We start from the raw sequence: 21,329 nt of genomic DNA, 5'->3' as shown, positions 1-21,329 counted from the left end.
CGGTCCCGCGCTCCAGCCGGACAGCCGAGGGACAGGCGCGGCCAGGACGGGCGAGGTTGTGCCGTTCTTCCAACGGTCCCGCGCGCCGATCCGACAGCTGCGGGACAGGCACGGCTAAGACAGTGGAAACGGCGGGGCCCCTTCCCCATTGCGCCACCTCCACCGTCATGCCCGCGCTTGTCGCGGGCATCCACGCCGCGAAGCCTGCGCGAGACCGAAAGGGCGTGGATGGCCGCGACAAGCGCGGCCAGGACCGGGCGGGAAGGTTGCACCGTTCTTCCAACGGTCCCGCGCTCCAGCCAGACAGTCGAGGGACAAGCGCGGCCATGACGGGCGGGAAGGTTGTGCCGTTCTTCCAACGGTCCCGCGCGCCGGTCCGACAGCTGCGGGACAGGCACGGCCAGGACAGTGGAAGCGGCGGGGCCCCTTCCCCCATTGCGCCATCTCCACCGTCATGCCCGCGCTCGTCGCGGGCATCCACGCCGCGAAGCCTGCGCGAGATCGAAAGGCGTGGATGGCCGCGACAAGCGCGGCCAGGACGCGCGGGGAGGGTGTGCCATTCTTCCACGGTACCGCGCTCCAGCCGGACAGCCGAGGGACAAGCGCGGCCAGGACGGGCGGGAAGGTTGCACCGTTCTTCCAACGGTCCCGCGCGCCGGCCCGACAGCCGAGGGACAGGCACGGGCATGACGGTGGAAGCGGCGGTGCCCCTTCCCTATCGCGTCAGCTGCCCTATTGCGCCAGTTCGGCGAGGATGCGCGCCCAGGAGCGGATGCCCTTGTGGAAGCTCGTCATGTCGTATTTCTCGTTGGGCGAATGCACCCGGTCGTCGTCGAGGCCGAAGCCGACGAGGAGCGAATCGACGCCGAGCGTGCGCTTGAAGTCGCCGACGACGGGGATCGAGCCGCCCGAGCCGATGGTGACCGGATCCCTGCCCCATTCCGCGGCGAGCGCCTTGCGCGCCTTGTTGAGCACCGGCCCGTCATAGGGCAGCGCGACGGCGCGTGAGCCCTTGTGGGCGATGAACTCCACCGAGCAGTCCTCGGGCAGCTGCCGGCGCACGAAATCGCGGAAGGAATCGCGGATCGCGTCCGGGTTCTGGTCGCCGACGAGGCGGAAGGAGATCTTGGCCCGCGCCTCGGCGGCGATGACGGTCTTGGTGCCCTCGCCCGTATAGCCGCCGATGATGCCGTTGACGTCGCAGGTGGGGCGGGACTGGATCTGCTCGATGAGGAGCCGCCCCTTCTCGCCCGCCGGATATTTGAGGCCGACGCCGCCGAGGAATTCCTCGGCCGTGAGATTGAGCGCCTTCCACTGCTCCAGCACCTCCGGCGGCGTCTCGGCGACGCCCTCGTAGAAGCCCGGCACGGTGACCCGGCCGTCCGCGTCGTGCAGCGAGGCGATGATGCGGGCGAGCACGCGGATGGGGTTCTGCGCCGCGCCGCCGAAGAGGCCCGAATGCAGGTCGCGGTCGGCCGCGCGCACGGTCAGCTCCTCATAGAGCATGCCGCGCAGCGAGGCGGTGATGGCCGGCGTCTCGCGGTCCCACATGCCCGTGTCGCAGACGAGGGCGACGTCGCAGGCGAGCTCCTCCTTCGTCGCCTCGACGAAGGCCGGCAGATTGCGGGAGCCGTCCTCTTCCTCGCCTTCGAGGAGGACGGTGATGCCGACCGGCAGCGAGCCGGTGACCGCCTTCCACGCCCGGCAGGCCTCGATGAAGGTCATCACCTGGCCCTTGTCGTCGCAGGCGCCGCGCGCCACGATGATCTTGCGCCCGCCCGGCAGCTCGGCAAGACGCGGCTCGAAGGGCGGCGTCTCCCAGAGGTCGAGCGGATCGACCGGCTGCACGTCGTAATGGCCGTAGAACAGCACATGCGGCGCGCCCTCGCGGCGCTGGTGGGCGAGGACCACCGGGTGGCCCGGCGTCTCGCGCAAGCCGGCCGCAAAGCCGAGGCCTTCGAGGTCGGCCGTGAGCCATTCGGCCGCCTTGCGGCACTCCTCCTTGTAGGCCGGATCGGTCGAGATGGAGGGAATCCGCAGGAGGCCGAAGAGACGGTTGAGCGAAGCGCCGAGATCCTCGTCGATCCTCGCGAGTACCTGGTCGAGATGCGACATCGATGCCCTCCACGGCGGAAGCGGCCCGATGGGCCGCCTGGAATGATGGAACGAAAGGTGCTCAGCGCTTGGTCATGGAGCCAAGGATGCCGCGCAGGATGGCGCGGCCGAGCTGGGTGCCGATGGTGCGTGCCGCCGAGGAGGCGACGTTGGTGATGACCCGCTCCGTGACGGTGACGGTGCGGCGCCCGCCCCTGCCGGCCGGCTGGCCGCCGCCGAGAATGCCGCCGAGCGTGTCGAGCACGCCGCCCTCGCTGCCGGCGCCGGCCTGCTGCGGGGCCTGCTTGGCGGCCGCGGCCTCCGCAGCGCGCTTCGTCAGGATCTCGTAGGCCGATTCGCGGTCGACGGCGTCGTCGTAGCGGCCCTTGAGCGGGCTGGCCGCGATGAGGCGCTCGCGCTCCTGCTGCGTCAGCGGGCCGACGCGGGCCGATGGCGGCGCGATCAGCGTGCGCTCCACCACGGAGGGCGCGCCCTTGCCTTCGAGCACCGACACCAGCGCCTCGCCGACGCCGAGCTCGATGATGGCCTTCTCGGTGTCGAAGGCCGGGTTCTGGCGGAAGGTGCCGGCCGCGGCGCGCACGGCGCGCTGGTCGCGCGGGGTGAAGGCGCGCAGGGCGTGCTGGACGCGGTTGCCGAGCTGGGCGAGCACCGTCTCCGGCACATCGAGCGGGTTCTGGGTGACGAAATAGACGCCGACGCCCTTCGAGCGGATGAGCCGCACCACCCGCTCCACCGCCTCCACCAGCGCCTTGGGCGCGTCGGAGAACAGCATGTGCGCCTCGTCGAAGAAGAAGACGAGCTTCGGCTTGTCGAGATCCCCCACCTCGGGCAGTTGCTCGAACAGCTCCGACAGCAGCCACAAGAGGAAGGTGGCGTAGAGCCGCGGGTTGTTCATCAACTTGTCGGCGGCCAGGATGTTGATGACGCCGCGGCCATCGCGGTCGGTCCGCATCAGGTCGGAGATGACGAGCGCCGGCTCGCCGAAGAAGAAGTCGCCCTTCTGGTTTTCCAGCACGAGGAGCTGGCGCTGGATGGCGCCGACCGACTGGGTCGAGACATTGCCGTATTGCGCCGACAGCGCGCTCGCGTTCTCCGCCACATAGGCGAGGATGGCGCGCAGGTCCTTGAGGTCGAGCAGCAGCAGGCCCTGCTCGTCCGCGACACGGAAGGCGATGTTGAGGACGCCCTCCTGCGTATCATTGAGGTCGAGCAGCCGGGCGAGCAGCAACGGCCCCATCTCCGAGACCGTGGCGCGGACCGGATGGCCGCTCTCGCCGAAGAGGTCCCAGAAGGTGACGGGGAAGCTGTCGGCGGCATAGGTGACGCCGATGTCGGCGGCGCGCTTGACGAAGGGCTCCTTGCCCTCGCCCATGGCGGCGACGCCGGAGAGGTCGCCCTTGATGTCGGCGGCGAAGACCGGCACGCCGGCATTGGAGAAGCCCTCGGCGAGCACCTGCAGCGTCACCGTCTTGCCGGTGCCGGTCGCGCCGGTCACGAGGCCGTGGCGGTTGGCGAGGCGCAGCAGCAGTTCCTCGTATTTGGGAGCGTCCTTGTGGGCGTCGCCGGTGGCCATACCGATGAGAATGGTGCCTTCTTCCGCCATGGGTCGTGCCATCCCTCGAGTCTCGTCCATCGGCGCCTGCAACGCCGATTCAGCTTATAGGAGATCGGGCGCCGCCTTTCCACAACGGGAGCGCCGACGAGGCGGCGAAATGCGCCGGGCCGGCACGTTGCGGAGATGGTTTCGATATAAACTATCTGCTTGCTTTTCGCGGCGGCGGCGCGAAAGATGCGCCCACCTTCCGACACAGGAGCCTACGATGGACGAACTCGTCGCACGCATAGCTGAAAAGGTCGGCCTCGACGCGGGAACGGCGCGCAAGGCCATCGCAATCGTCCTCAACTTCCTGCTCAAGGAAGGCCCCGAGACGGAGGTGCGCCAGCTCATCGCCGCCCTGCCCGGCGCCGAGGCCGCGATGGCCGAAGCCAGCGGCAACGGCAAGGGCGGCCTTGCCGGCATGGTCGGCGGCCTGATGGGCGGTGGCATCATGGCGCTCGGCGGCCAGCTGACCTCGGCGGGCCTGTCGATGGGGCAGATGCAGGCCCTCGGCCGCGAGCTCTTCGCCTATGGCCGCGAGAAGGCGGGCGAGGACGTGATGGGGCCCATCGTCGGCGCCGTGCCCGGCCTGTCGCAGTTCGTCTGAGGGAACGAGCGCGCGCCGCGGCGCCAGCTGCAACGGCGGCGCGCGCAAAACCCTGGCAACCGCCGCAACCGGCTTGACAGGCGGCCGTGACGGCGTCACGCAGCGGGCATGACAGAAGTGCTCAGCCGCCGGCAACTTGCCGGCGTTCCCCTCGTCGGTCGCCCGCGTATCATGGGCATCGTCAACGTCACGCCCGATTCCTTCTATGACGGCGGACGCCTGCCGACGGTGGACGCGGCGCTCATGCATTGCCGCGCCCTCGCCGAGGAGGGGGCGGACTTCATCGACATCGGCGCCGAATCGAGCCGGCCCGGCCACACGCCCATCAGCGCGACGGAAGAGCTGGCGCGGCTGATGCCGGTGCTCGAGCGCTTCGTGGCCGAGAACGCGACGCCCATCTCCGTCGACACGACGAAGGCCGAGGTCGCGGCAGCGGCCGTCGCCGCCGGCGCGCGCATCATCAACGACATCTGGGGCCTGCAGGGCGACCCCGACATGGCACGGGTCGCAGCCGAGCACGGCGTGCCCGTCATTGCCATGCACAACCGGCCGGGAGCCGATGCGGCGATCGACATCCTCGCCGACATGCGGGCCTTCTTCGCGCGCACGCTCGACATCGCCGCCCGGGCCGGCATCGCACGCACCGACATCGTGCTCGACCCCGGCATCGGCTTCGGCAAGACGCCGCAGCAGAACCTCGTCGTGCTGCGCCACCTCGCCGAGCTGCGCGAACATTTCGGCCTGCCGATGCTCGTCGGCGCCTCGCGCAAGTCCTTCATCGGCCATATCGTGAGCACGGTGCCGGACGAGCGCCTGCCCGGCACGCTGGCCGCCCATCTCATCGCCGCGGCTGTCGGCTGCGAGATCGTGCGGGTGCACGACGTCGTCGCCCATGTGCAGGCGCTGAGCGTCGCCGATGCCATAGCGAAGGCCTAGTCATCATGAGTGATCGCATCACCGTCCGCGGCCTCGCCCTGCGCGGCACCCACGGCGTCATGCCGGAGGAACGGGTGCTCGGGCAGCCCTTCATCCTGCACCTGACGGCCGAGCTGCCGCTCGCCGCGGCGCAGCGCTCCGACAGGCTCGAGGACACCCTCAATTATGCCGAGATGGTCGAGGTGGCCCGCGCGGCTTTCTCCAGCCGGCATTTCGACCTGATCGAGGCCGCCGCCGGCGCCATTGCCGATGCCATCATGGCGCGCTTCACGCGCATCGAGCGGCTCGAGGTCACCATCGAGAAGCCGCACGCGCCGATCGACGCCATCTTCGAGACCGTCGCCGTCACCATCGGGCGCACACGCCATGACTAGCTCCGTCCCGCAGCGCGCGACCCCGGTCGAGGCCATCCTCGGGCTCGGCTCCAACATCGGCGACTTGCGCGTGCAGATCGACTGCGCGGTGGCCGCCCTGCACGCGACGCCCGGCGTGCGCGTGACCCGCCATTCGGCCTATTACCGCACGGCGCCGTGGGGCCAGACGGACCAGCCGTCCTTCCTCAACATCTGCATCGCCGTCGAGACCACGCTCGAGCCGCGCACGCTTCTCGAAACGGCGCTCAGGGTCGAGCGGGAGGCCGGCCGCGTGCGGCGCGAGCGCTGGGGACCGCGCATCATCGACATCGACATCCTGTTCTACGGCGACGAGGTGATCGACGAGCCGCATCTGCACGTTCCCCACCCCTATATCGGCGAGCGGGCCTTCGTGCTGGCACCCCTCGCCGACATCGCGCCCGACCGGATGATCGGGAGCCGCAGCGTGCGCGAGGCGGCGGCCGCCATCGACACGACCGGCATCGAGCGGCTCGATTGGGAAGTGCATCTCTGAGGGCGATTTCCGGGCGTTCCGCATCTGCCCAGGCGGTATGGGCATCGATGCGACCAAGGAAGGGTGGTGAGGCGGCATCGCCCGTGGCAATCTCAGCGCCGTTCCATCGCTTCGCACGAGGCCGCAACGCGTGATCGAAGACCTTGAGCTCGCCGCCGCATTTCCCCGGGCCACCCGCGACGACTGGCTCGCCCAGGTCGAACGCGCCCTGAAGGGGGCGGATTTCGAGAAGAAGCTCGTTTCCCGCAGCCGCGAAGGCATCGTCGTCGAGCCGCTCTACGGCAAGGCCGAGGCGGCGCGCGCGCCCCTCGGGCGAGCCGAGGCCGGACCGTGGCAGGTCCTGCAGCGCATCGACCATCCCGATCCCGCCGAGGCCAACCGGCTGGCGCTCGCCGACCTCGAAGGGGGCGCAAGCGGGCTCGTGCTCGCCCTCGCCGGCTCGGCGACGGCACGCGGCTTCGGCCTGGCGCTGGCGGATGCCGATTCCTTGGCGGCCGCGCTGTCGGGCGTGCTGCTCGAACTCGTGCGCCTCAGGCTGGAGACGGCGCCCTTCGACGGCCGCCGCGTCGCGACCATCGTCGCCGAGCACGTCGGACGGCGCGGCCTGCCGGCCTCCGGCCTCGACATCGACTTCGGCCTCGATCCGGTCGGCGACTTCGCCCGCACGGGCCGACTGCCGCTCGCCTGGCCGGAGCTCGCGGCACGGCTGACCGGCACGGTCGCGGACCTCCGCGGCCGGGGCTTCGCGCGCGGCCTCGTGCGCGTCGACACGCGCGCCTGGCACGAGGCCGGCGCCGGGCCGGCGCAGGAGCTCGCGGCAGCGCTCGCGACCGGCGTCCTCTATCTGCGCGTGCTGGAAGAGGCCGGCATCGCCCCGGAAGAGGCAGCCCCGCTCCTCTCCTTCCTCATGCCGGCGGATGCGGACGCCTTCTTCACCCTCGCCAAGTTCCGCGCTTTGCGCCGGCTGTGGGCGCGGATTGAAGAGGCCTGCGGCCTCGCACCGCGGCCGATCCGCCTCGATGCCGAGACCGCCTGGCGCATGGGGACGAAGCGCGATCCCTGGGTCAACATGCTGCGGGCGACGGTCGCCACCTTCTCCGGCGCCCTCGGCGGCGCGGACGGCATCACGGTGCTGCCCTTCACCGCCGCGCTCGGCCTGCCCGACGGCTTCGCCCGGCGCATGGCCCGCAACACGCAGCTCATCCTCGCCGAGGAATCGAACCTGTGGCGCGTCACCGACCCCGCCGCCGGCTCCGGCGCCTTCGAGGCGCTGACGGAGGCGCTCTGCGAGAACGCCTGGGGCCTGTTCCGGGCCATCGAGCGGGAGGGCGGCATTCTCGCGAGCCTCGCCGCCGGCCACGAGCAGGCACGCATCGCCGAAACGCGCGGAAAGGCCAGCCGCGACATCGCCACGCGCAGGGCGCCGATCACCGGCACGAGCGAGTTCCCGCATCTCGGCGAGGCGCCGGTCAGCGTCCTCATGCCGGCGCCGGGCGAGGCCGGTCCTGCCCTGCCCGCCGAAGCGGCGCTGGAGGCCGAGCCGCTGCCGTCGGTGCGGGACGCAGAACCGTTCGAGGCCCTGCGCGATGCGAGCGATGACGCGCTTGCCCGCCGCGGCCGTCGCCCGTCCGTCTTCCTCGCCAATCTCGGACCGCTGGCCGCCTTCACGGCACGTGCCACCTTCGCCCGGAATTTTTTCGAGGCCGGCGGCATCGAAGCGGTGACAAACGACGGTTTCCCGTCACCCGAGGCCCTCGCCGCCGCCTTTCGCGCGTCCGGCGCGGCGCTCGCCTGCCTGTGCTCGTCCGACGAGGTCTATGCCCGCGAGGCCGCAGCCGCCGCCAAGGCGCTCAAGGCCGCCGGCGCAAGGCACCTCTATCTCGCCGGCCGACCGGGGGAACTGGAGGCCGCCCTTCGAGTTTCCGGGGTCTCGGACTATATTTTCGTTGGGTGCGATGTTCTCGCGCTCCTGTCGCGGGCTTTCGCCGAGGCAATGGACGAGGGCGCATGAGAGCATCCGCGAGATGACAGGAGGCATCCATGCGTCCTGCGGGATGGCTGGCTCTGGCGCTCGGCGCAGGCGGTCTGCTGGCGGACGGTGCAGCGCTGGCCCAGACGACGAAATTCGACGGCAGCTGGAGCGTGCTGGTGGTGACGGAGGCCGGCAACTGCGACCGTGCCTTTCGCTATCCCGTCGGGGTGGCGGGCGGCATCGTGCAATACACGCCCCAGCCGGGTGCCCCCGCCGTGGACCTGTCCGGCCGCATCGACCCACGCGGGCGTGTCAATGTCCGCATCCGGCGCGGCGCCGACACCCTCACCGCCACGGGGCGCGTCGAGGATGGACGGGGAAGCGGCACCTGGCGGACACCCACCCGCGGCTGCTCCGGCTACTGGCAGGCTGAACGCAGGGGACCATGATGATGAAGGCGCCTGACAACGGTTCGCGCATCCCCGACTTCTCGACGATGGCATTGGCCGATGTGACCGCGCCGATGGGATCGCCGGCCGGCGAGCCGTGGCTGACGCCCGAGGGCATCCTCGTCAAGCCGCACTACGGCGAAGGGGACCGCAAGGGGCTCGACTTCCTCGACACCTTCCCGGGCCTGCCGCCCTTCCTGCGCGGCCCCTACCCCACCATGTACGTCAACCAGCCGTGGACCGTGCGCCAGTATGCCGGCTTCTCCACGGCCGAGGATTCCAACGCCTTCTACCGCCGCAACCTCGCCGCCGGGCAGAAGGGCCTGTCGGTGGCCTTCGACCTCGCCACCCACCGCGGCTATGACAGCGACCACCCGCGCGTCGCCGGCGACGTCGGCATGGCCGGGGTCGCCATCGATTCCATCTACGACATGCGCACGCTGTTCGCGGGCATCCCGCTCGACGAGATGAGCGTGTCGATGACCATGAACGGCGCCGTGCTGCCGGTGCTGGCGCTCTACATCGTCGCGGCCGAGGAACAGGGGGTGCCGCCCGAGAAGCTCGCGGGCACCATCCAGAACGACATCCTCAAGGAATTCATGGTGCGCAACACCTACATCTACCCGCCCAGGGGGTCGATGCGCATCATCTCGGACATCTTCGCCTTCACCTCGGCGCATATGCCGAAGTTCAACTCCATCTCCATCTCCGGCTACCACATGCAGGAGGCGGGGGCGACGCAGGACCTCGAGCTCGCCTATACGCTCGCCGACGGCGTCGAATATATCCGCGCCGGCTTGGCCGCCGGGCTCACCATCGACCAGTTCGCGCCGCGGCTCAGCTTCTTCTGGGCCATCGGCATGAATTTCTTCATGGAGGTGGCGAAGCTCCGGGCCGCGCGCCTCCTGTGGGCGAAGCTCGTCAAGGACTTCTCGCCGAAGAACGACAAGTCGCTGGCGCTCAGGACCCATTGCCAGACCTCCGGCTGGTCGCTGACGGCGCAGGACGTGTTCAACAACGTCACGCGCACGGCCATCGAGGCCATGGCGGCGACGCAGGGGCACACCCAGTCGCTGCACACCAACGCCCTCGACGAGGCGCTCGCGCTGCCGACGGACTTTTCCGCCCGCATCGCGCGCAACACCCAGCTCTTCCTGCAGCAGGAGAGCGGCACGACGCGGATCATCGACCCGTGGGGCGGCTCCTACTACGTCGAGCGGCTGACGGGCGAGCTCGCCGCGCGGGCCTGGGCCCACATCCGCGAGGTGGAGGAGCTCGGCGGCATGGCCAAGGCCATCGAGGCCGGCATCCCCAAGCTGCGCATCGAGGAGGCGGCGGCGCGCACGCAGGCGCGCATCGATTCCGGCCAGCAGGCCGTCATCGGCGTCAACCGCTTCCGCCCGGACGACGAGCCGCCGATCGAGGTGCTGAAGGTCGACAATTCGGCCGTGCGCGCGGCGCAGATCGACAAGCTCAAGCGCCTGCGGGCCGAGCGCGACGCCCCGGCGGTGGAGGCGGCGCTCACGGCCCTGACGAAGGCTGCCGACACCGGCGAGGGCAACCTGCTCGCCCTTGCCGTCGACGCCGCCCGGGCCAAGGCGACGGTCGGCGAGATTTCCGCGGCACTCGAGAAGGTCTGGGGCCGCCACCGGGCGGAGATCAAGGCCATCTCCGGCGTCTACAAACGGGAGGTCGGTGCGATGAGCGATGCCGTCGAGCGCGTTCTCGCCCTCGTTGAAGCCTTCGAGCATGACGACGGCCGCCGACCGCGCATCCTCGTCGCCAAGATGGGCCAGGACGGGCACGACCGCGGCCAGAAGGTGATCGCCTCGGCCTTCGCCGACCTCGGCTTCGACGTCGATATCGGCCCGCTGTTCGCGACCCCGGCGGAGGCCGCCCGCCAGGCGGTGGAGAACGACGTGCACATCGTCGGCGTCTCCTCCCTCGCTGCCGGACATCTGACGCTGGTGCCGGAGCTGAAGGCGGAGCTCGAAAAACAGGGCCGGCCGGACATCATGATCGTCGTCGGCGGCGTCGTGCCGCCCCAGGACTACGAAGCCGTGACCACGGCCGGCGCCTCGGCGATCTTCCCGCCGGGCACGGTGATCGCCGAAGCGGCCGAAAAGCTCATCAAGGAGCTCAACCGCCGCCTCGGCTACGAGCCGAAGCAGGCCGCGGAGTAGCGGGCACGGGGCACGAGGCCGGCGGCCGGATCGCGATGGGCGATCGCGCCGTCGGCCGCGGCGATGGCGTCATCGGGCGCGGCTTCAAGCTAGCGGCGCAGGTCCTCGCAGTGGCGGCCCTCGTGCCGGACGACATCGCCAGACGCCATCAATGTATCCTGGAGCTGGGAGCGGTCGGGAAGACCCGACGTGGCCCGGCTGGCTGTGCCGCCCCTACATTCCCGCCGGGTGATGCGCATAAGAGTAGAGCCGGTATTTCGCATGCTCGCCTGTGCCCATGCCGCCGACGGTCGTGAGGGCCTCGAGCATGACGCGCAGGGTGGCGAGACCGAGCCCTCGCAACCCGGTTTGCCGGGCGACGCCGGCGGCGATGGTCACGCCGCCGACATGGGGCTGCCCCGTCTTGCCTCCGCCGGCTTCAGGCGGACCCAGCGTGTCCGGCACCGGCCCGTAGGACAGGCATTCGCCGTTGCCGTCGCAGGCGCGGAACCAGAGGCCCGGGTACCGCGCCTCCAGGGCGGCGAAGGCCGGTGAAGGAGAGAGCGCGAGGCGCCCTTCCATATCGCGCGCCAAGGCGGCGTGAACTGCAGCGGCGACCAGCGCCTCATCCTGCGGCGCCGACCGCTCGACGGCGATAGCCAATGCGGCGAGGGCGACCACGCCCATTACCACCGCCGGCCAGCCAAGGGCGCCGAGCCTTCCTTGCCGGACGGCACGCCCGGTGGCATCGGCCGCTCGCCTCTCACGGATCATGGCATGCACCTCCCCAAGTCGGGATCGCAGAAACGCTCCCGTCAACCTAGGGCGAATAACATGTTTGTCAATTAATTTTTCTCGATAAACATGAAATCAATCATCGTCGATCGGCTGAGGACAGCCGTCATCCACGAATTCGAGAATGTCGCCCGGCTGGCAGTCGAGATGCCGGCAGAGCGCGTCGAGCGTCGAGAAGCGGATGGCGCGGGCCTTGCCGGTCTTGAGCACGGAGAGGTTCTGGATCGAGATGCCGACGGCAGCCGCCAGATCGCCGAGGCGCATCTTGCGCTTTGCGAGCATGACATCGAGGTTGACAATGATCGCCATTGCCCGGCTCACACCGTCAGGCTCAGTTCGTCCTGCATGCGGCAGGCCATTCCCATGATGCGGCCGAGCAGGATGACGACGAGCCCGATGAACAGTTCGCCGAGATGCAGCCGGTAGACGAGCGGCACCTCGGTGAGCCGCTCGGTGAAATAGAGGACGAGGCCCGCCGCCAGGAATGCGACCTGGTCGGCCAGGGAATAGGCGACGAGGAGGACACCCATGCGGTGGATGCGCACCACCGCCGGCGCCGTGAACACCTCTCCGCCTGCATAGAGCAGCAGCAGCTGGTGCAGTTCCCGCAGCATCAAGCCGAGGAGCAGCGGCGCAATGCTGGTTAGCACGACAAAGGCGATCTTGCTGGAAAGCTGCAACTGGCTCGCATCCGCCGGACCACCCGGCAATTCAGGATCGCCATGCATGCTCGCCACCGTCGCAATGGCAATCCATGCGAGGGGCACGAGCCATTGCAGGACCGCGGTGACCAGCGACAGGCGCCGGCTGTAGATTTGAACCGTAGGCATCGCCCATTCCCACCCGGTGACAATGTCCGCCGACGCTAGTCCGGGCGGGCTTCGGCAGCAATCAGATTTATCGATAAACATGAAACGCGCGCCGTGATGGCCCGGTTGCAGCCTCCCGCTCCCCCGCCGTGCCGTGAATGAGGCCGGCGCCCGGATCGCGGTGGCCGATGACGCCGTAAGCCGCCGCGATGGCGTCATCCAGCGCGGTTTCGAGCCGGCGGCGCAGGTCCTCGCAGTGGCCGGCCGCCGCGTCGGACGGAACCTGCACCGGCTCGCCGATGACGATGGCACCGCGACCGAAGGGCAGCGGGATGCTGGCCCGGTCCCAGTTGGCGAGGTCGATGCGCCGGCTGGTCACCACCGCGAGCGGATAGATCGGCCGGCCGGAATGCAGCGCGAGACGGATGATGCCGGGCCCGCAGATACGGGCGCGCTTCGGCACGTCCGCGGTCAGGGCGACACTGGTGCCGTCGGCGAGCGCCCGCAGCATGGCGCGGAAAGCGGGGGCGCCCCGCTTGCGCCGGGCCTGCCGCGGATCCTCCGCCCCCGATCCGTGGATGACGCTGAGGCCGAGGCGCGCGCAGACGGCGCCGATGAGGGCACCATCGCGGTGTGTGGAGACGAGCGCCGCCACCGGCCGTTCGTCCATGCGTGCTGCGAAGGAGAGAAGCTGCTGGCCATGCCACATGGCGAAGATCGCAGCGCCCTCGGGCTGCGGCCCCAGACGCGCGTCGAAGCGGGTCGTGCGCGCCACGAGGCGCAGATAGCCCGCAAGGGCGAAGCTGCCCGCCCGGACGGTGAGCGGCGGGGCGAAGCGATCCGCGGCGGATTGCTCGCGGACTGAAGGCGCACTGGTGGAAGCGGCACGCCGGAAGGCAGCGGACGTCATGAAAACACCCTGTCGGTTGCACGGGCCCCGTCATCGGGGCCCTGCTGCCGAGAGGGTCTGCCGCGGCCACATTACCGCGGCCTGACGTGCGGGCGCCCTGCGGGTGCCGCCCTTCCCTACTGCGCCGTCGCCGGCTGCCGTGCCGGCGGCCGGTTGTCGTTGGCGGCGCGGCTGGCGCAGCCGGCCACGGCGTCGCGCTCCTTCACCGCGTCCGGATAGAGCACCAGGATCTTGCGCAGCACGCCGTTGGTCCAGCCGAAGCCGTCCTGGGTCGGATATTCGCCGCCGCCGGTGACGAGTTGCTCGTCGACCACGTTGTACTTCTCCATGAGCTTGCCGGTGGCGCGCCAGGCCGCCACCGCCTTGCTGGCGAAGCGCTCGGCGATGGTGCGGGCGAGGTCCGTCTCGCCGTAGTCGGCGAGGCCCTTGATGGCGATCCACTGCAGGGGCGCCCAGCCGTTCGGCGCGTCCCACTGCTCGCCCGTCGCCACCGTCGTCGTCACGAGGCCGCCGGGCCTGAGGAGATCCGCCCTCACCGCCTTCGCCACCTCGCCGGCCTGTTCAGGGGTGGCGATGCCGGTGAACAGCGGATAGAGCGCGGCGGCGGTGACCGCGTCGATGCGCCGGTCCTCGCGCCAGAGATAATCGGCGAAAATGGTCTTCTCATCGTCCCAGACGTGGCGCTGGACGGCCGCCTTGCGCAGCTCGGCGCGGGCCCGGATCTCGGCCGCCTTCTCCGGCTTGCGGTCGGCCTCGTAGGCCTCGGCGAGGACGGTCTCCAGCCGGTAGAGCAGGCTGTTGAGGTCGACCGGCACGACATCCGTGGTGCGGATGGTCGGCAGGCGGTTGCCATCTTCCAGCCAGCGCGAGCTGAAGTCCCAGCCGCTCTCGGCGGCGGCGCGCAGATGCCGGTAGACCTCCGGCTGCGGCCGGTTGGAGCCGCGCGCCGTCTCGACGTCCTCGCGGTAGGATTCATCGCGCGGGCGGTCGCGGTCGTCCCAATAGCGGTTGAGCAGGGTGCCGTCGGGAAGACGCACCACCCGACGGTGCGCCTCGCCGGGGGCCAACGTATCCGCGCCCTCCATCCAGAAGGCATATTCCTTGGCGAGCGCCGGCAGGAAGGTCGTGTGGACCGCCGTGCGGTCGGCACTGTGCGCGGCGACGAGGTCCACCATCAGGCCGAAGAACGGCGGCTGCGAGCGGCTGACGTAATAGGTGCGGTTGCCGTTCGGGATATGGCCGAAGCGCTCGATCAGGCTGGCGAAGTTGTCGACCATGTGCCGGGCGAGGTCGTGCCGGCCGCTCTCCTCGAGGCCGAGCATCGTGAAATAGGAATCCCAGTAGTAGATCTCGCGGAAGCGGCCGCCCGGCACGACATAGGGCGCCGGCAGCGGCAGCAGGGAAGAATATTGCTCCGTCACGTCCGGCTTGCGCTGCAGCACCTCCCACAGCGCGTCGATGTGGCTGCAGACGTCGCCGCTCGCATCCGAGCGATAGGCGTCGCTCGGCGCTTCCGGCAGCGTGAAATGGGCCGCGACGAAAGCCGAAAGATCGAAGCCGGACTTGCCCCGCTCCTCCTCATAGCGCTGCACGATGGTGGCGGGCGGCTCCTTCGGCACGGCATCGACGAAGGTCTTTCCATCCGGGAAGACGCGGTTGAGCTGTACTTCCTCGAAGAGCTTGCCGTAGAGCTGTGCCGGCGTCTCGACATCGGCCTCCTGGGCCGAGGCGAAAGCGACGTTGAAAGCACAAGCTGCGAGCAAGGCGACGAGCGCTCGTCTTTGCATGACTTGGGCTCCTGCGACGGGTGGAACTCTGCCGGCGGCCCGGCAGGCGAGGCTCCCCAGCCCAATGACAGCAGGATAGCAGTGAATACTTCTCGTCTCACCCTCGTCAGGAAAACGGCGCCTCGCCCTCGCCGTCCCGTGAATTGACAGCTCCTGCCGCGGGCGGCATCCGGTTGTTCATGCGTCTCATGCGCCTTGCCCTCGCGGCCTTCTTCCTCGTCTTTCTGCTGCCGCTCGGCGCGCATGCGCTCATGTGGATGACCCACGAGCATCCCCAGTCCTGGAGCCGCGCCGACTGGACGAGCAGCGGCCTCCTGCCGGCGCCGGTCGCCGACAGCCCGGCCGTCATCCACATCTACGCGGCCCGCACCGGGCGCTGGAAAGGGGCCGTGGCGCACCACACCTGGCTCGTCGTCAAGGAGGCGGGCGCCGCGCCCTACGAGCGCTACGACAAGGTGGGCTGGGGCTCGCCCGTGCGGCGCGACGGCTGGGCGGCCGACGGGCGCTGGTACGGGAACATGCCCGAGCTCGTCGCCGCCATCGAAGGCGAGGCGGCTGCGGCATTGCTGCCCGCCGTCAGGGCGGCGATCGCCGACTATCCCTTCCGCGAGCGGGGCCACTACCGCGTCTGGCCGGGGCCGAACTCGAACAGCTTCGTCGCCCATGTTATCGCGCGCGTGCCGCAGCTCGGGGTCGCCCTGCCGCCGACGGCGCTCGGCAAGGACTACCATGTCGAGATGATCTACGCCGGCCTCGCCCCGAGCGGCACCGGCTTCCAGGTCGCCCTCGGCGGCCTCTTCGGCATCACCCTCGCCTGGGTCGAGGGCCTCGAGATCAACCTCTTCGGCCTCGTCGCCGGGCTCGACCTGCGCCGGCCCGCGCTGAAGCTGCCCGGCTTCGGCCGGCTCGCGCTCGTCTGAGCGACTTCACATCAATCCCAGGTCCGGCGCTCCACGGCCCGCTTGATCACGCCGCGCACGTCCTTGTTCGTCAGAAAGAGGTCGTGCCGGATGATGCCCCAGCCGTAGTCCGAGGCATCCGCGATCTTGACGCCGAGCGGCTCCAGCACCGCCCGGTCGGCGGCGCCGACGCGCGAGACGCCGCCGGCAAGGCGGCTCGAGACGGCGAGCGCCCGGTCGTTGACGCTGGAGATGACCGTGATGTGCTTCGCCAGCGGGCCGATGCGCTTCACGCCGGTGGCGAAGAGATCGACGTCGATGTCGGGCGAAGCCAGAACGATGGCGCCGAAGCGCGCGGCGACGTCCGCGCTGCCGCTCACAGCCCAGAGCTGGCGCAGCGTCTCCAGCGTCAGGAGCGTGCCCATGCTGTGCGCGACGATGTGGACGCGGCCGACCATGGCGTTGCGCACCAGCGCCTCGAGCAGGTCCTGGAAGGCATCGCGCGACCACAGCGCGCTCTCTCGGTCATAGCCGTAGTCGAGCAGCCCCTCCTTCGACGGCCAGGAGAAGCTGACCGTCGCCCCGGAGAAGCCGATGGCGCGCGTCAGTTCCGCCGCGTCGATCGCCGCCCGCTCGAAGCTCTGGTTGTAGCCATGCACATAGACCAGCACGTCGCGCCCGCCCGCTTCCAGCGTCAGCGCCGCGACGGGATCGTTGTTGCCGAGGGGCTCGACCGCGTTGATGCGCCAGTCGCCCGAGAGCGTCGAGCCGATGCGGCCGAAGAACGTCTCCGGCGGCGGATCGAAGCGCACGGCGACGGCGCGCGTACCGCCGGCGCGGGCGGAGCCGAACCACGGCCGCTCGCTCGCCCCGTTCACCGGCGCGCGTGTCGTGACGGCATAGACGACAGGGCCGCCGCGCGCGCCCATCGGCGACGATCCGAGGGCGGATGCCGGTGCGCTGTCGCCGTCGAGGGCGCCGATGGCGCTGGAGCAGCCGGCGAGCGTGACGGCGCCGGCATTGACGAGCGCAAGGCGCAGCAGGGTGCGGCGGGACAAACGATGGGGCATGAACGGGCTTCGGTTGCCGGGCTTCTGGGACGGGTCCCTTTTGGCGTTCGATTGTGGGCGAAGATAGGGCAAAAGGTGGCAAAGGCCGGTCTGCGACGGTTCGCCCGGCCCGGCAAAGTTCCGTTTGCGGAATTCAACCCCACCTCGATGCGCGAATCTGTGGCAACTATAACGTGACATGACACGCCTCGACCGTTCCGCCCTGCCCGATCTTGCCGCACGCCTCGCCAGGGGCGAGCGCGCGGCGCTGGCGCGCGCCATCACGCTCGTCGAATCGCGCCGCAGCGACCATCAGGCGCTGGCGCGCGAGCTCATCCAGACCGTCCTGCCCCGCACCGGCGGGGCTGTGCGCGTCGGCATCACGGGCGTGCCGGGCGTTGGCAAGTCGACCACCATCGACACTCTCGGCTCCAACCTGACGGCGGCGGGCCACAAGGTGGCGGTGCTCGCCGTCGACCCCTCCTCGCAGCGCAGCGGCGGCTCGATCCTCGGCGACAAGACGCGCATGGCGCGGCTCGCCGTGGACGAGAATGCCTTCATCCGCCCCTCTCCCGCCTCCGGTACACTTGGCGGGGTCGCGGCGAAGACGCGCGAGACGATGCTCCTGTGCGAGGCAGCGGGCTTCGATGTCATCCTCGTCGAGACGGTGGGCGTCGGCCAGTCGGAGACGGCGGTGGCCGACCTCACGGACTTCTTCCTCGTGCTGATGCTGCCGGGCGCCGGCGACGAGCTGCAGGGCATCAAGAAGGGCATCGTCGAGATGGCGGACATGATCGCCGTCAACAAGGCCGATGGCGAGGGAGCGACGCGCGCCAAGGCCGCGGCGGCCGACTACCGCGCCGCGCTGCACATCCTCGCGCCAGCGAGCCGGACCTGGTCGCCGCCGGTCATCACCATCTCCGGCCTCGCCAATGCCGGGCTGGATGCCCTGTGGGAGAAGGTGATCGACCACCGCGAGCGCATGACTGCGACGGGCGAACTGCAGCAGAAGCGCCGAGGCCAGGAGGTGAAGTGGATGTGGGCGATGGTGGAGGACCGGCTGCACGCGCGGCTGCGCGCCGATCCGCAGGTGCGCAAGCGCGTGCCGGCGCTCGAGGCCGAGGTCGCGGCGGGAAAGCTCGCAGCGACCGTCGCGGCCGACGAGATCGCATCCATTCTGGGGCTCTGACCGAGGCAATCCGAGATGGGCAAACGGAACAAGCGCTGCGACATTCTCATCACCGGCTTCGGGCCCTTCCCGCGTGTGCCGGTCAACCCGACGGCGGTGCTCGCCGAGCGCGTCGGCGGCAGCCGGCGCCTCGCCCGGCTCGGCATCAGGGCGGAGCACCACGTCTTCCGAACGCGCTACGCCATCCTTGACAAGGCTTTGCCGACACGGCTGGACGCCGCGCGGCCGCGGGCGGTCCTGATGCTCGGCGTCGCCGCCCGCGCCCGCCACGTGCGGGTGGAGACACGCGCCGTCAACAAGGCCAACAGGACGGCCCCCGACGCCTCGGGCAAGACCCGTCGCGGCGCGGCGCTTGCGAAGGGCGCTCCGCTGGTGCGGCGCTCGCCGGCCCCGCTCGCACGGCTGAAGGTGGCGATGGCGGGCACGGGCATGCCCGTCCGCCGCTCCATCGACGCCGGCCGCTATCTGTGCAACGCGAGCTATTTCACCGCGCTCGGCCAGCTTGAGGAGAAGCGCCCGTCGATCCCGGTCGTCTTCATCCACGTGCCGATGCCGAGCGCCTGGGCGAGCAGCCAGACGCCGCGCCCGAAGCGCAGGAATTCCACCGCTGACGCCTCGGCCAAGGCGCAGCGCCCCACCCTCGCCGCCATGGCCCGGGCCCTCGAGACGGCCGCCGTTGTCCTTGCCCGGGAAAGCGCCCGCCGGCGGGTGTCCTGATCCGGGACAAAACGGCCGGCACGGATCTTGTGTCCATGGCCTCGAAAGGACACGAGCCCATGGACGAAAGCCGCCGCCTCATCCTGATGACCGCCGCCCTCGCCGGCGCCGCGCCGCTCGCGGCGGGCCCCGCGATCGGCCGCGAGGCTGACGGCATGGCCGCCGCCCTTGGCCTTTCGGCACTCCAGTTCGGCCTGCGGCCCAATACGGACGAGGACCAGTCCACCCGGCTCACGGCAGCGCTGGCGGAGGCGGCCCGGCGGGGCGCGCCGCTCCTCGTCCCTCCAGGGCGCTATCGCATCGCCGAGGTGGCGCTGCCGGATGGAGCGCGGCTCGTCGGCGCGCTCGGCCTCACCACCCTCGTCCATGCCGGCAGCGGGCCGATGCTCACGGCGCGGAACGCCCAGTCCATCGCCCTTTACGGGCTGCGCCTCGACGGGCTCTCGCGCCCGCTGCCCGATCGCGCCGGCCTCGTGACGCTCGAGGGCGTGCGCGAGGTCGAGATCGACGGCTGCCGCTTCGAGAAGGCCGGCGGCATCGCGCTTTATCTCACGGGCTGCGGCGGCCGCATCACCGGCTCGACCTTCTCCGAGGCCAGCCATTCGGCCCTGTTCTCCATCGATGCGACGGGCCTCTCGATCACCGCCAACACGGTGACCCGATGCGGCAGCAACGGCATCCAGGTCTGGCGCTCGCAGAAGGGCGACGACGGCACCATCGTCTCCGGCAACCGGATCTCGCATATCGCCACCGATGCCGGCGGCACGGGCGAATACGGCAACGGCATCAGCATCTTCCGGGCGGGCGGCGTCCTCGTGAGCGGCAACACCGTGCGCGACTGCGCCCTGTCCGCCATTCGCAACAACTCCGGCTCGGCCTGCCAGATCATCGGCAACAACTGCGCGCGCCTCGGCGAGACGGCGCTGTGGGCCGAGTTCGCCTTCGAAGGTACGATCATCGCCAACAACGTGGTCGAGGAGGCGATGAGCGGCATCTCCATGACCAACCTCGACCACGGCGGCCGCCTCTCGGTCTGCAGCGGCAACCTGTTGCGCGGCCTGCGCCACCGCCCCCGCTCCTATGACGGCGTGCTCGCCGGCGGCACCGGCATTCACGTCGAGGCCGAGGCGAGCGTCACCGGCAATGTCATCGAGGATGCGGAGGACAAGGGCATCAGCGTCGGCTGGTCCTGGGCCATGCGCAACATCACCGTGACCGGCAACGTCGTGCGCAACGCGCGGACCGGCATCCGCGTCAGCCTGGTGCCGAAGGAGCGCAGCGCCGTGATATCGGGCAACGTCATCTCCGGCGCGCGCGAGGGCGCTGTCGTCGGCTACGAATACGAGAAGGCCGTCACGGGCGACCTGACGGTGCGGCCGGATGCGCGGGCAACCGGCATCGTGGTGGCCGGAAATGCCGTCGCGTGACGCATCAGGCGCCGGCGAGCGCCGCCGCCGGCCGCATGGTGCCGACGACGAGGCCGTTGCGGTTGCGGATCGGCGGCCGCGACAGGGCGGAGACGGCCTGCCCCTCCTCGTTCGACAAGGCCAGGAAGCGCCCCGTGAGCGCCGCCATGGCGACCTCGGCGGCGCGCGCCGCGCCATCGTCGCACTTGAGCGCAAGGCCGAGGCCGAACTCGGGAAAGGCGGCGCAATAGACGCCCTCGGCGCCCACCTTGACGAAGGCGCGCTCGCGCAGCGCCTCCATCAGGATGGTGTCGAAGCAGCCGGTGCCGGCGACCATAAAGGGATGCCGGGCGACCGCAGCGCGCAGGCGGGCGAAGGCGGCGGCGCGCTCGGGCGAGAGGCCCCGGCCGGTGCCGAGCCGGGCGAAGGCGCGGGCGAGTGCGCGCAACGGCACCGCATAGGTCGGAATGGCGCAGCCGTCGATGCCGCGCAGTTCCTCGCTGTGGGCGAAATCCGTCAGGGCCTCCATGGCGGCCTTGACCTCGCGCTGGATGACGTGATCGGGCGCGACATAGCCGGCAGGATCGACGTCGAGCGCGCAGGCCGTGCAGATGAAGCCGGCGTGCTTGCCGGAGCAGTTGTTGTGCAGGGCCGTGGGCTCCGCCCCGCTGCGGGCGAGCGCCCGCGTCGCTTCCGCCCCGAGGGGCCAGTGGGTGCCGCATTCGAGGCAGGCCGGCTCGCGCCCCGCCCTGGCCAGCATGCGCGCGGCGGTCTCGGCGTGCAGCGGCTCGCCGGAGTGGGAAGCGCAGGCGAGCGCGAGCTCCGCCTCGGTCAGGCCGTAGCGGTCCGCCGCGCCGCTCTCGATGAGCGGCAGCGCCTGGATGACCTTGACCGCAGAGCGCGGGAAGACCGGCCGGTCGACATCGCCGAGGACGAGCACGTCCGCCCCATCGGCGTCGACCACGGCAAGCGCGCCGCGATGCGCCGATTCCACGACATCCCCGCGGGTGACCTCGACCAGGACAGGATCCGTCATCATGCC

20 protein-coding genes are annotated in these 21,329 nt (G+C 70.4%); 11 read left to right on the top strand and 9 right to left on the bottom strand.

Annotated elements, in window-relative coordinates; genetic code table 11:
* Positions 1–732: 732 nt before the first annotated feature.
* Together AL346_RS17140 and AL346_RS17135 are read right to left on the bottom strand one after the other, a co-directional pair.
* Positions 733–2,115: a dipeptidase gene (locus tag AL346_RS17140; RefSeq protein ID WP_019401255.1), complete on the bottom strand. Its 1,383-nt coding sequence runs from the start codon at positions 2,113–2,115 to the stop codon at positions 733–735.
* Between the two features lie 61 nt (positions 2,116–2,176).
* Positions 2,177–3,718, bottom strand: coding sequence for a helicase HerA-like domain-containing protein (locus tag AL346_RS17135; RefSeq protein ID WP_019401256.1), 1,542 nt, complete (start codon positions 3,716–3,718; stop codon positions 2,177–2,179).
* A gap of 217 nt (positions 3,719–3,935) precedes the next feature.
* Between AL346_RS17135 and AL346_RS17130 the strand changes: the two genes are divergently transcribed.
* The 7 genes from AL346_RS17130 to scpA all read left to right on the top strand — a co-directional run bounded on the left by AL346_RS17130 (position 3,936) and on the right by scpA (position 10,747).
* Complete coding sequence (locus tag AL346_RS17130; protein ID WP_019401257.1) at positions 3,936–4,319, top strand: DUF2267 domain-containing protein; 384 nt, start codon at positions 3,936–3,938, stop codon at positions 4,317–4,319.
* A gap of 108 nt (positions 4,320–4,427) precedes the next feature.
* Entirely contained in the window at positions 4,428–5,255 is an 828-nt protein-coding gene (folP, locus tag AL346_RS17125; protein ID WP_019401258.1) for a dihydropteroate synthase, read from the top strand.
* A gap of 5 nt (positions 5,256–5,260) precedes the next feature.
* Complete coding sequence (gene folB, locus AL346_RS17120) at positions 5,261–5,629, top strand: dihydroneopterin aldolase (protein ID WP_019401259.1); 369 nt, start codon at positions 5,261–5,263, stop codon at positions 5,627–5,629.
* On the top strand, positions 5,622–6,143 hold the full coding sequence (gene folK / locus AL346_RS17115) for a 2-amino-4-hydroxy-6-hydroxymethyldihydropteridine diphosphokinase (RefSeq protein WP_019401260.1): 522 nt from the start codon (positions 5,622–5,624) through the stop codon (positions 6,141–6,143). The genes folB and folK overlap by 8 nt, the downstream gene beginning before the upstream one ends.
* 133 nt (positions 6,144–6,276) lie before the next feature.
* Entirely contained in the window at positions 6,277–8,154 is a 1,878-nt protein-coding gene (locus AL346_RS17110) for a methylmalonyl-CoA mutase subunit beta (protein ID WP_053194082.1), read from the top strand.
* A 29-nt stretch (positions 8,155–8,183) separates the two neighbouring features.
* Positions 8,184–8,564 carry a hypothetical protein gene (locus tag AL346_RS17105; RefSeq protein ID WP_019401262.1) on the top strand — a complete coding sequence of 127 codons (381 nt, stop codon included), beginning with the start codon at positions 8,184–8,186 and terminating at the stop codon, positions 8,562–8,564.
* The gene (gene scpA, locus AL346_RS17100) at positions 8,561–10,747 is read left to right on the top strand and encodes a methylmalonyl-CoA mutase (protein WP_019401263.1); all 2,187 of its coding nucleotides are present in this window, start codon (positions 8,561–8,563) and stop codon (positions 10,745–10,747) included. The genes AL346_RS17105 and scpA overlap by 4 nt, the downstream gene beginning before the upstream one ends.
* Positions 10,748–10,960: 213 nt before the next feature.
* On the opposite strand, the gene AL346_RS17095 is transcribed toward scpA, so the two are convergent.
* The 5 genes from AL346_RS17095 to treF form a co-directional block, all read right to left on the bottom strand.
* Positions 10,961–11,413 carry a hypothetical protein gene (locus AL346_RS17095; protein WP_019401264.1) on the bottom strand — a complete coding sequence of 151 codons (453 nt, stop codon included), beginning with the start codon at positions 11,411–11,413 and terminating at the stop codon, positions 10,961–10,963.
* Positions 11,414–11,596: 183 nt separating this feature from the next.
* Complete coding sequence (locus AL346_RS17090) at positions 11,597–11,830, bottom strand: helix-turn-helix transcriptional regulator (RefSeq protein WP_019401265.1); 234 nt, start codon at positions 11,828–11,830, stop codon at positions 11,597–11,599.
* An 8-nt stretch (positions 11,831–11,838) separates the two neighbouring features.
* A complete protein-coding gene (locus AL346_RS17085; RefSeq protein WP_026014978.1) occupies positions 11,839–12,351 on the bottom strand; it encodes a DUF2975 domain-containing protein in 513 nt (170 codons plus the stop codon).
* Positions 12,352–12,418: 67 nt separating this feature from the next.
* Positions 12,419–13,240, bottom strand: coding sequence for a lysophospholipid acyltransferase family protein (locus AL346_RS17080; protein WP_019401267.1), 822 nt, complete (start codon positions 13,238–13,240; stop codon positions 12,419–12,421).
* A gap of 116 nt (positions 13,241–13,356) precedes the next feature.
* A complete protein-coding gene (treF, locus tag AL346_RS17075) occupies positions 13,357–15,027 on the bottom strand; it encodes an alpha,alpha-trehalase TreF (protein WP_019401268.1) in 1,671 nt (556 codons plus the stop codon).
* A gap of 179 nt (positions 15,028–15,206) precedes the next feature.
* On the opposite strand from treF, the gene AL346_RS17070 reads away from it, so the two are divergent.
* Positions 15,207–15,947, top strand: a complete 741-nt coding sequence (locus AL346_RS17070; RefSeq protein ID WP_040403784.1) for a DUF3750 domain-containing protein — start codon at positions 15,207–15,209, stop codon at positions 15,945–15,947.
* 11 nt (positions 15,948–15,958) lie between these two features.
* On the opposite strand, the gene AL346_RS17065 is transcribed toward AL346_RS17070, so the two are convergent.
* A complete protein-coding gene (locus AL346_RS17065) occupies positions 15,959–16,996 on the bottom strand; it encodes an alpha/beta hydrolase (RefSeq protein ID WP_026014979.1) in 1,038 nt (345 codons plus the stop codon).
* Between the two features lie 178 nt (positions 16,997–17,174).
* On the opposite strand from AL346_RS17065, the gene meaB reads away from it, so the two are divergent.
* Genes meaB through AL346_RS17050 form a run of 3 tightly spaced genes read left to right on the top strand, consistent with a single transcriptional unit; the run spans position 17,175 to position 20,308 of the window.
* Positions 17,175–18,164: a methylmalonyl Co-A mutase-associated GTPase MeaB gene (meaB, locus tag AL346_RS17060; protein WP_019401271.1), complete on the top strand. Its 990-nt coding sequence runs from the start codon at positions 17,175–17,177 to the stop codon at positions 18,162–18,164.
* 15 nt (positions 18,165–18,179) lie between these two features.
* Positions 18,180–18,881 (top strand): hypothetical protein, encoded by a 702-nt coding sequence (locus tag AL346_RS17055; RefSeq protein ID WP_019401272.1) that lies wholly within the window; start codon positions 18,180–18,182, stop codon positions 18,879–18,881.
* A 59-nt stretch (positions 18,882–18,940) separates the two neighbouring features.
* Positions 18,941–20,308: a TIGR03808 family TAT-translocated repetitive protein gene (locus tag AL346_RS17050; protein ID WP_019401273.1), complete on the top strand. Its 1,368-nt coding sequence runs from the start codon at positions 18,941–18,943 to the stop codon at positions 20,306–20,308.
* Between the two features lie 4 nt (positions 20,309–20,312).
* Here AL346_RS17050 and AL346_RS17045 read toward each other — a convergent pair whose 3' ends face one another.
* Positions 20,313–21,323 (bottom strand): asparaginase, encoded by a 1,011-nt coding sequence (locus AL346_RS17045; RefSeq protein WP_026014980.1) that lies wholly within the window; start codon positions 21,321–21,323, stop codon positions 20,313–20,315.
* Between the last annotated feature and the right edge of the window lie 6 nt (positions 21,324–21,329).

The organism is Chelatococcus sp. CO-6, assembly GCF_001271345.1.
Classification (GTDB): domain Bacteria; phylum Pseudomonadota; class Alphaproteobacteria; order Rhizobiales; family Beijerinckiaceae; genus Chelatococcus_A; species Chelatococcus_A caeni.
Note: the sequence above shows the minus strand (reverse complement) of the source record. Positions and strands in the feature narration are given on the sequence as shown.

Bases quoted from the DNA above. Each gene is read 5' to 3' on its own strand.
- AL346_RS17065 (WP_026014979.1), bottom strand. From the start codon at position 16,996: ATGCCCCATCGTTTGTCCCGCCGCACCCTGCTGCGCCTTGCGCTCGTC.
- meaB (WP_019401271.1), top strand. From the start codon at position 17,175: ATGACACGCCTCGACCGTTCCGCCCTGCCCGATCTTGCCGCACGCCTC.
- folB (WP_019401259.1), top strand. From the start codon at position 5,261: ATGAGTGATCGCATCACCGTCCGCGGCCTCGCCCTGCGCGGCACCCAC.
- AL346_RS17085 (WP_026014978.1), bottom strand. From the start codon at position 12,351: ATGCCTACGGTTCAAATCTACAGCCGGCGCCTGTCGCTGGTCACCGCG.
- AL346_RS17090 (WP_019401265.1), bottom strand. From the start codon at position 11,830: ATGGCGATCATTGTCAACCTCGATGTCATGCTCGCAAAGCGCAAGATG.
- AL346_RS17140 (WP_019401255.1), bottom strand. From the start codon at position 2,115: ATGTCGCATCTCGACCAGGTACTCGCGAGGATCGACGAGGATCTCGGC.
- scpA (WP_019401263.1), top strand. From the start codon at position 8,561: ATGATGATGAAGGCGCCTGACAACGGTTCGCGCATCCCCGACTTCTCG.
- AL346_RS17130 (WP_019401257.1), top strand. From the start codon at position 3,936: ATGGACGAACTCGTCGCACGCATAGCTGAAAAGGTCGGCCTCGACGCG.
- folK (WP_019401260.1), top strand. From the start codon at position 5,622: ATGACTAGCTCCGTCCCGCAGCGCGCGACCCCGGTCGAGGCCATCCTC.
- AL346_RS17050 (WP_019401273.1), top strand. From the start codon at position 18,941: ATGGACGAAAGCCGCCGCCTCATCCTGATGACCGCCGCCCTCGCCGGC.
- folP (WP_019401258.1), top strand. From the start codon at position 4,428: ATGACAGAAGTGCTCAGCCGCCGGCAACTTGCCGGCGTTCCCCTCGTC.
- AL346_RS17045 (WP_026014980.1), bottom strand. From the start codon at position 21,323: ATGACGGATCCTGTCCTGGTCGAGGTCACCCGCGGGGATGTCGTGGAA.
- AL346_RS17070 (WP_040403784.1), top strand. From the start codon at position 15,207: ATGCGTCTCATGCGCCTTGCCCTCGCGGCCTTCTTCCTCGTCTTTCTG.
- AL346_RS17080 (WP_019401267.1), bottom strand. From the start codon at position 13,240: ATGACGTCCGCTGCCTTCCGGCGTGCCGCTTCCACCAGTGCGCCTTCA.
- AL346_RS17095 (WP_019401264.1), bottom strand. From the start codon at position 11,413: ATGGGCGTGGTCGCCCTCGCCGCATTGGCTATCGCCGTCGAGCGGTCG.
- AL346_RS17105 (WP_019401262.1), top strand. From the start codon at position 8,184: ATGCGTCCTGCGGGATGGCTGGCTCTGGCGCTCGGCGCAGGCGGTCTG.
- AL346_RS17135 (WP_019401256.1), bottom strand. From the start codon at position 3,718: ATGGCGGAAGAAGGCACCATTCTCATCGGTATGGCCACCGGCGACGCC.
- AL346_RS17055 (WP_019401272.1), top strand. From the start codon at position 18,180: ATGGGCAAACGGAACAAGCGCTGCGACATTCTCATCACCGGCTTCGGG.
- treF (WP_019401268.1), bottom strand. From the start codon at position 15,027: ATGCAAAGACGAGCGCTCGTCGCCTTGCTCGCAGCTTGTGCTTTCAAC.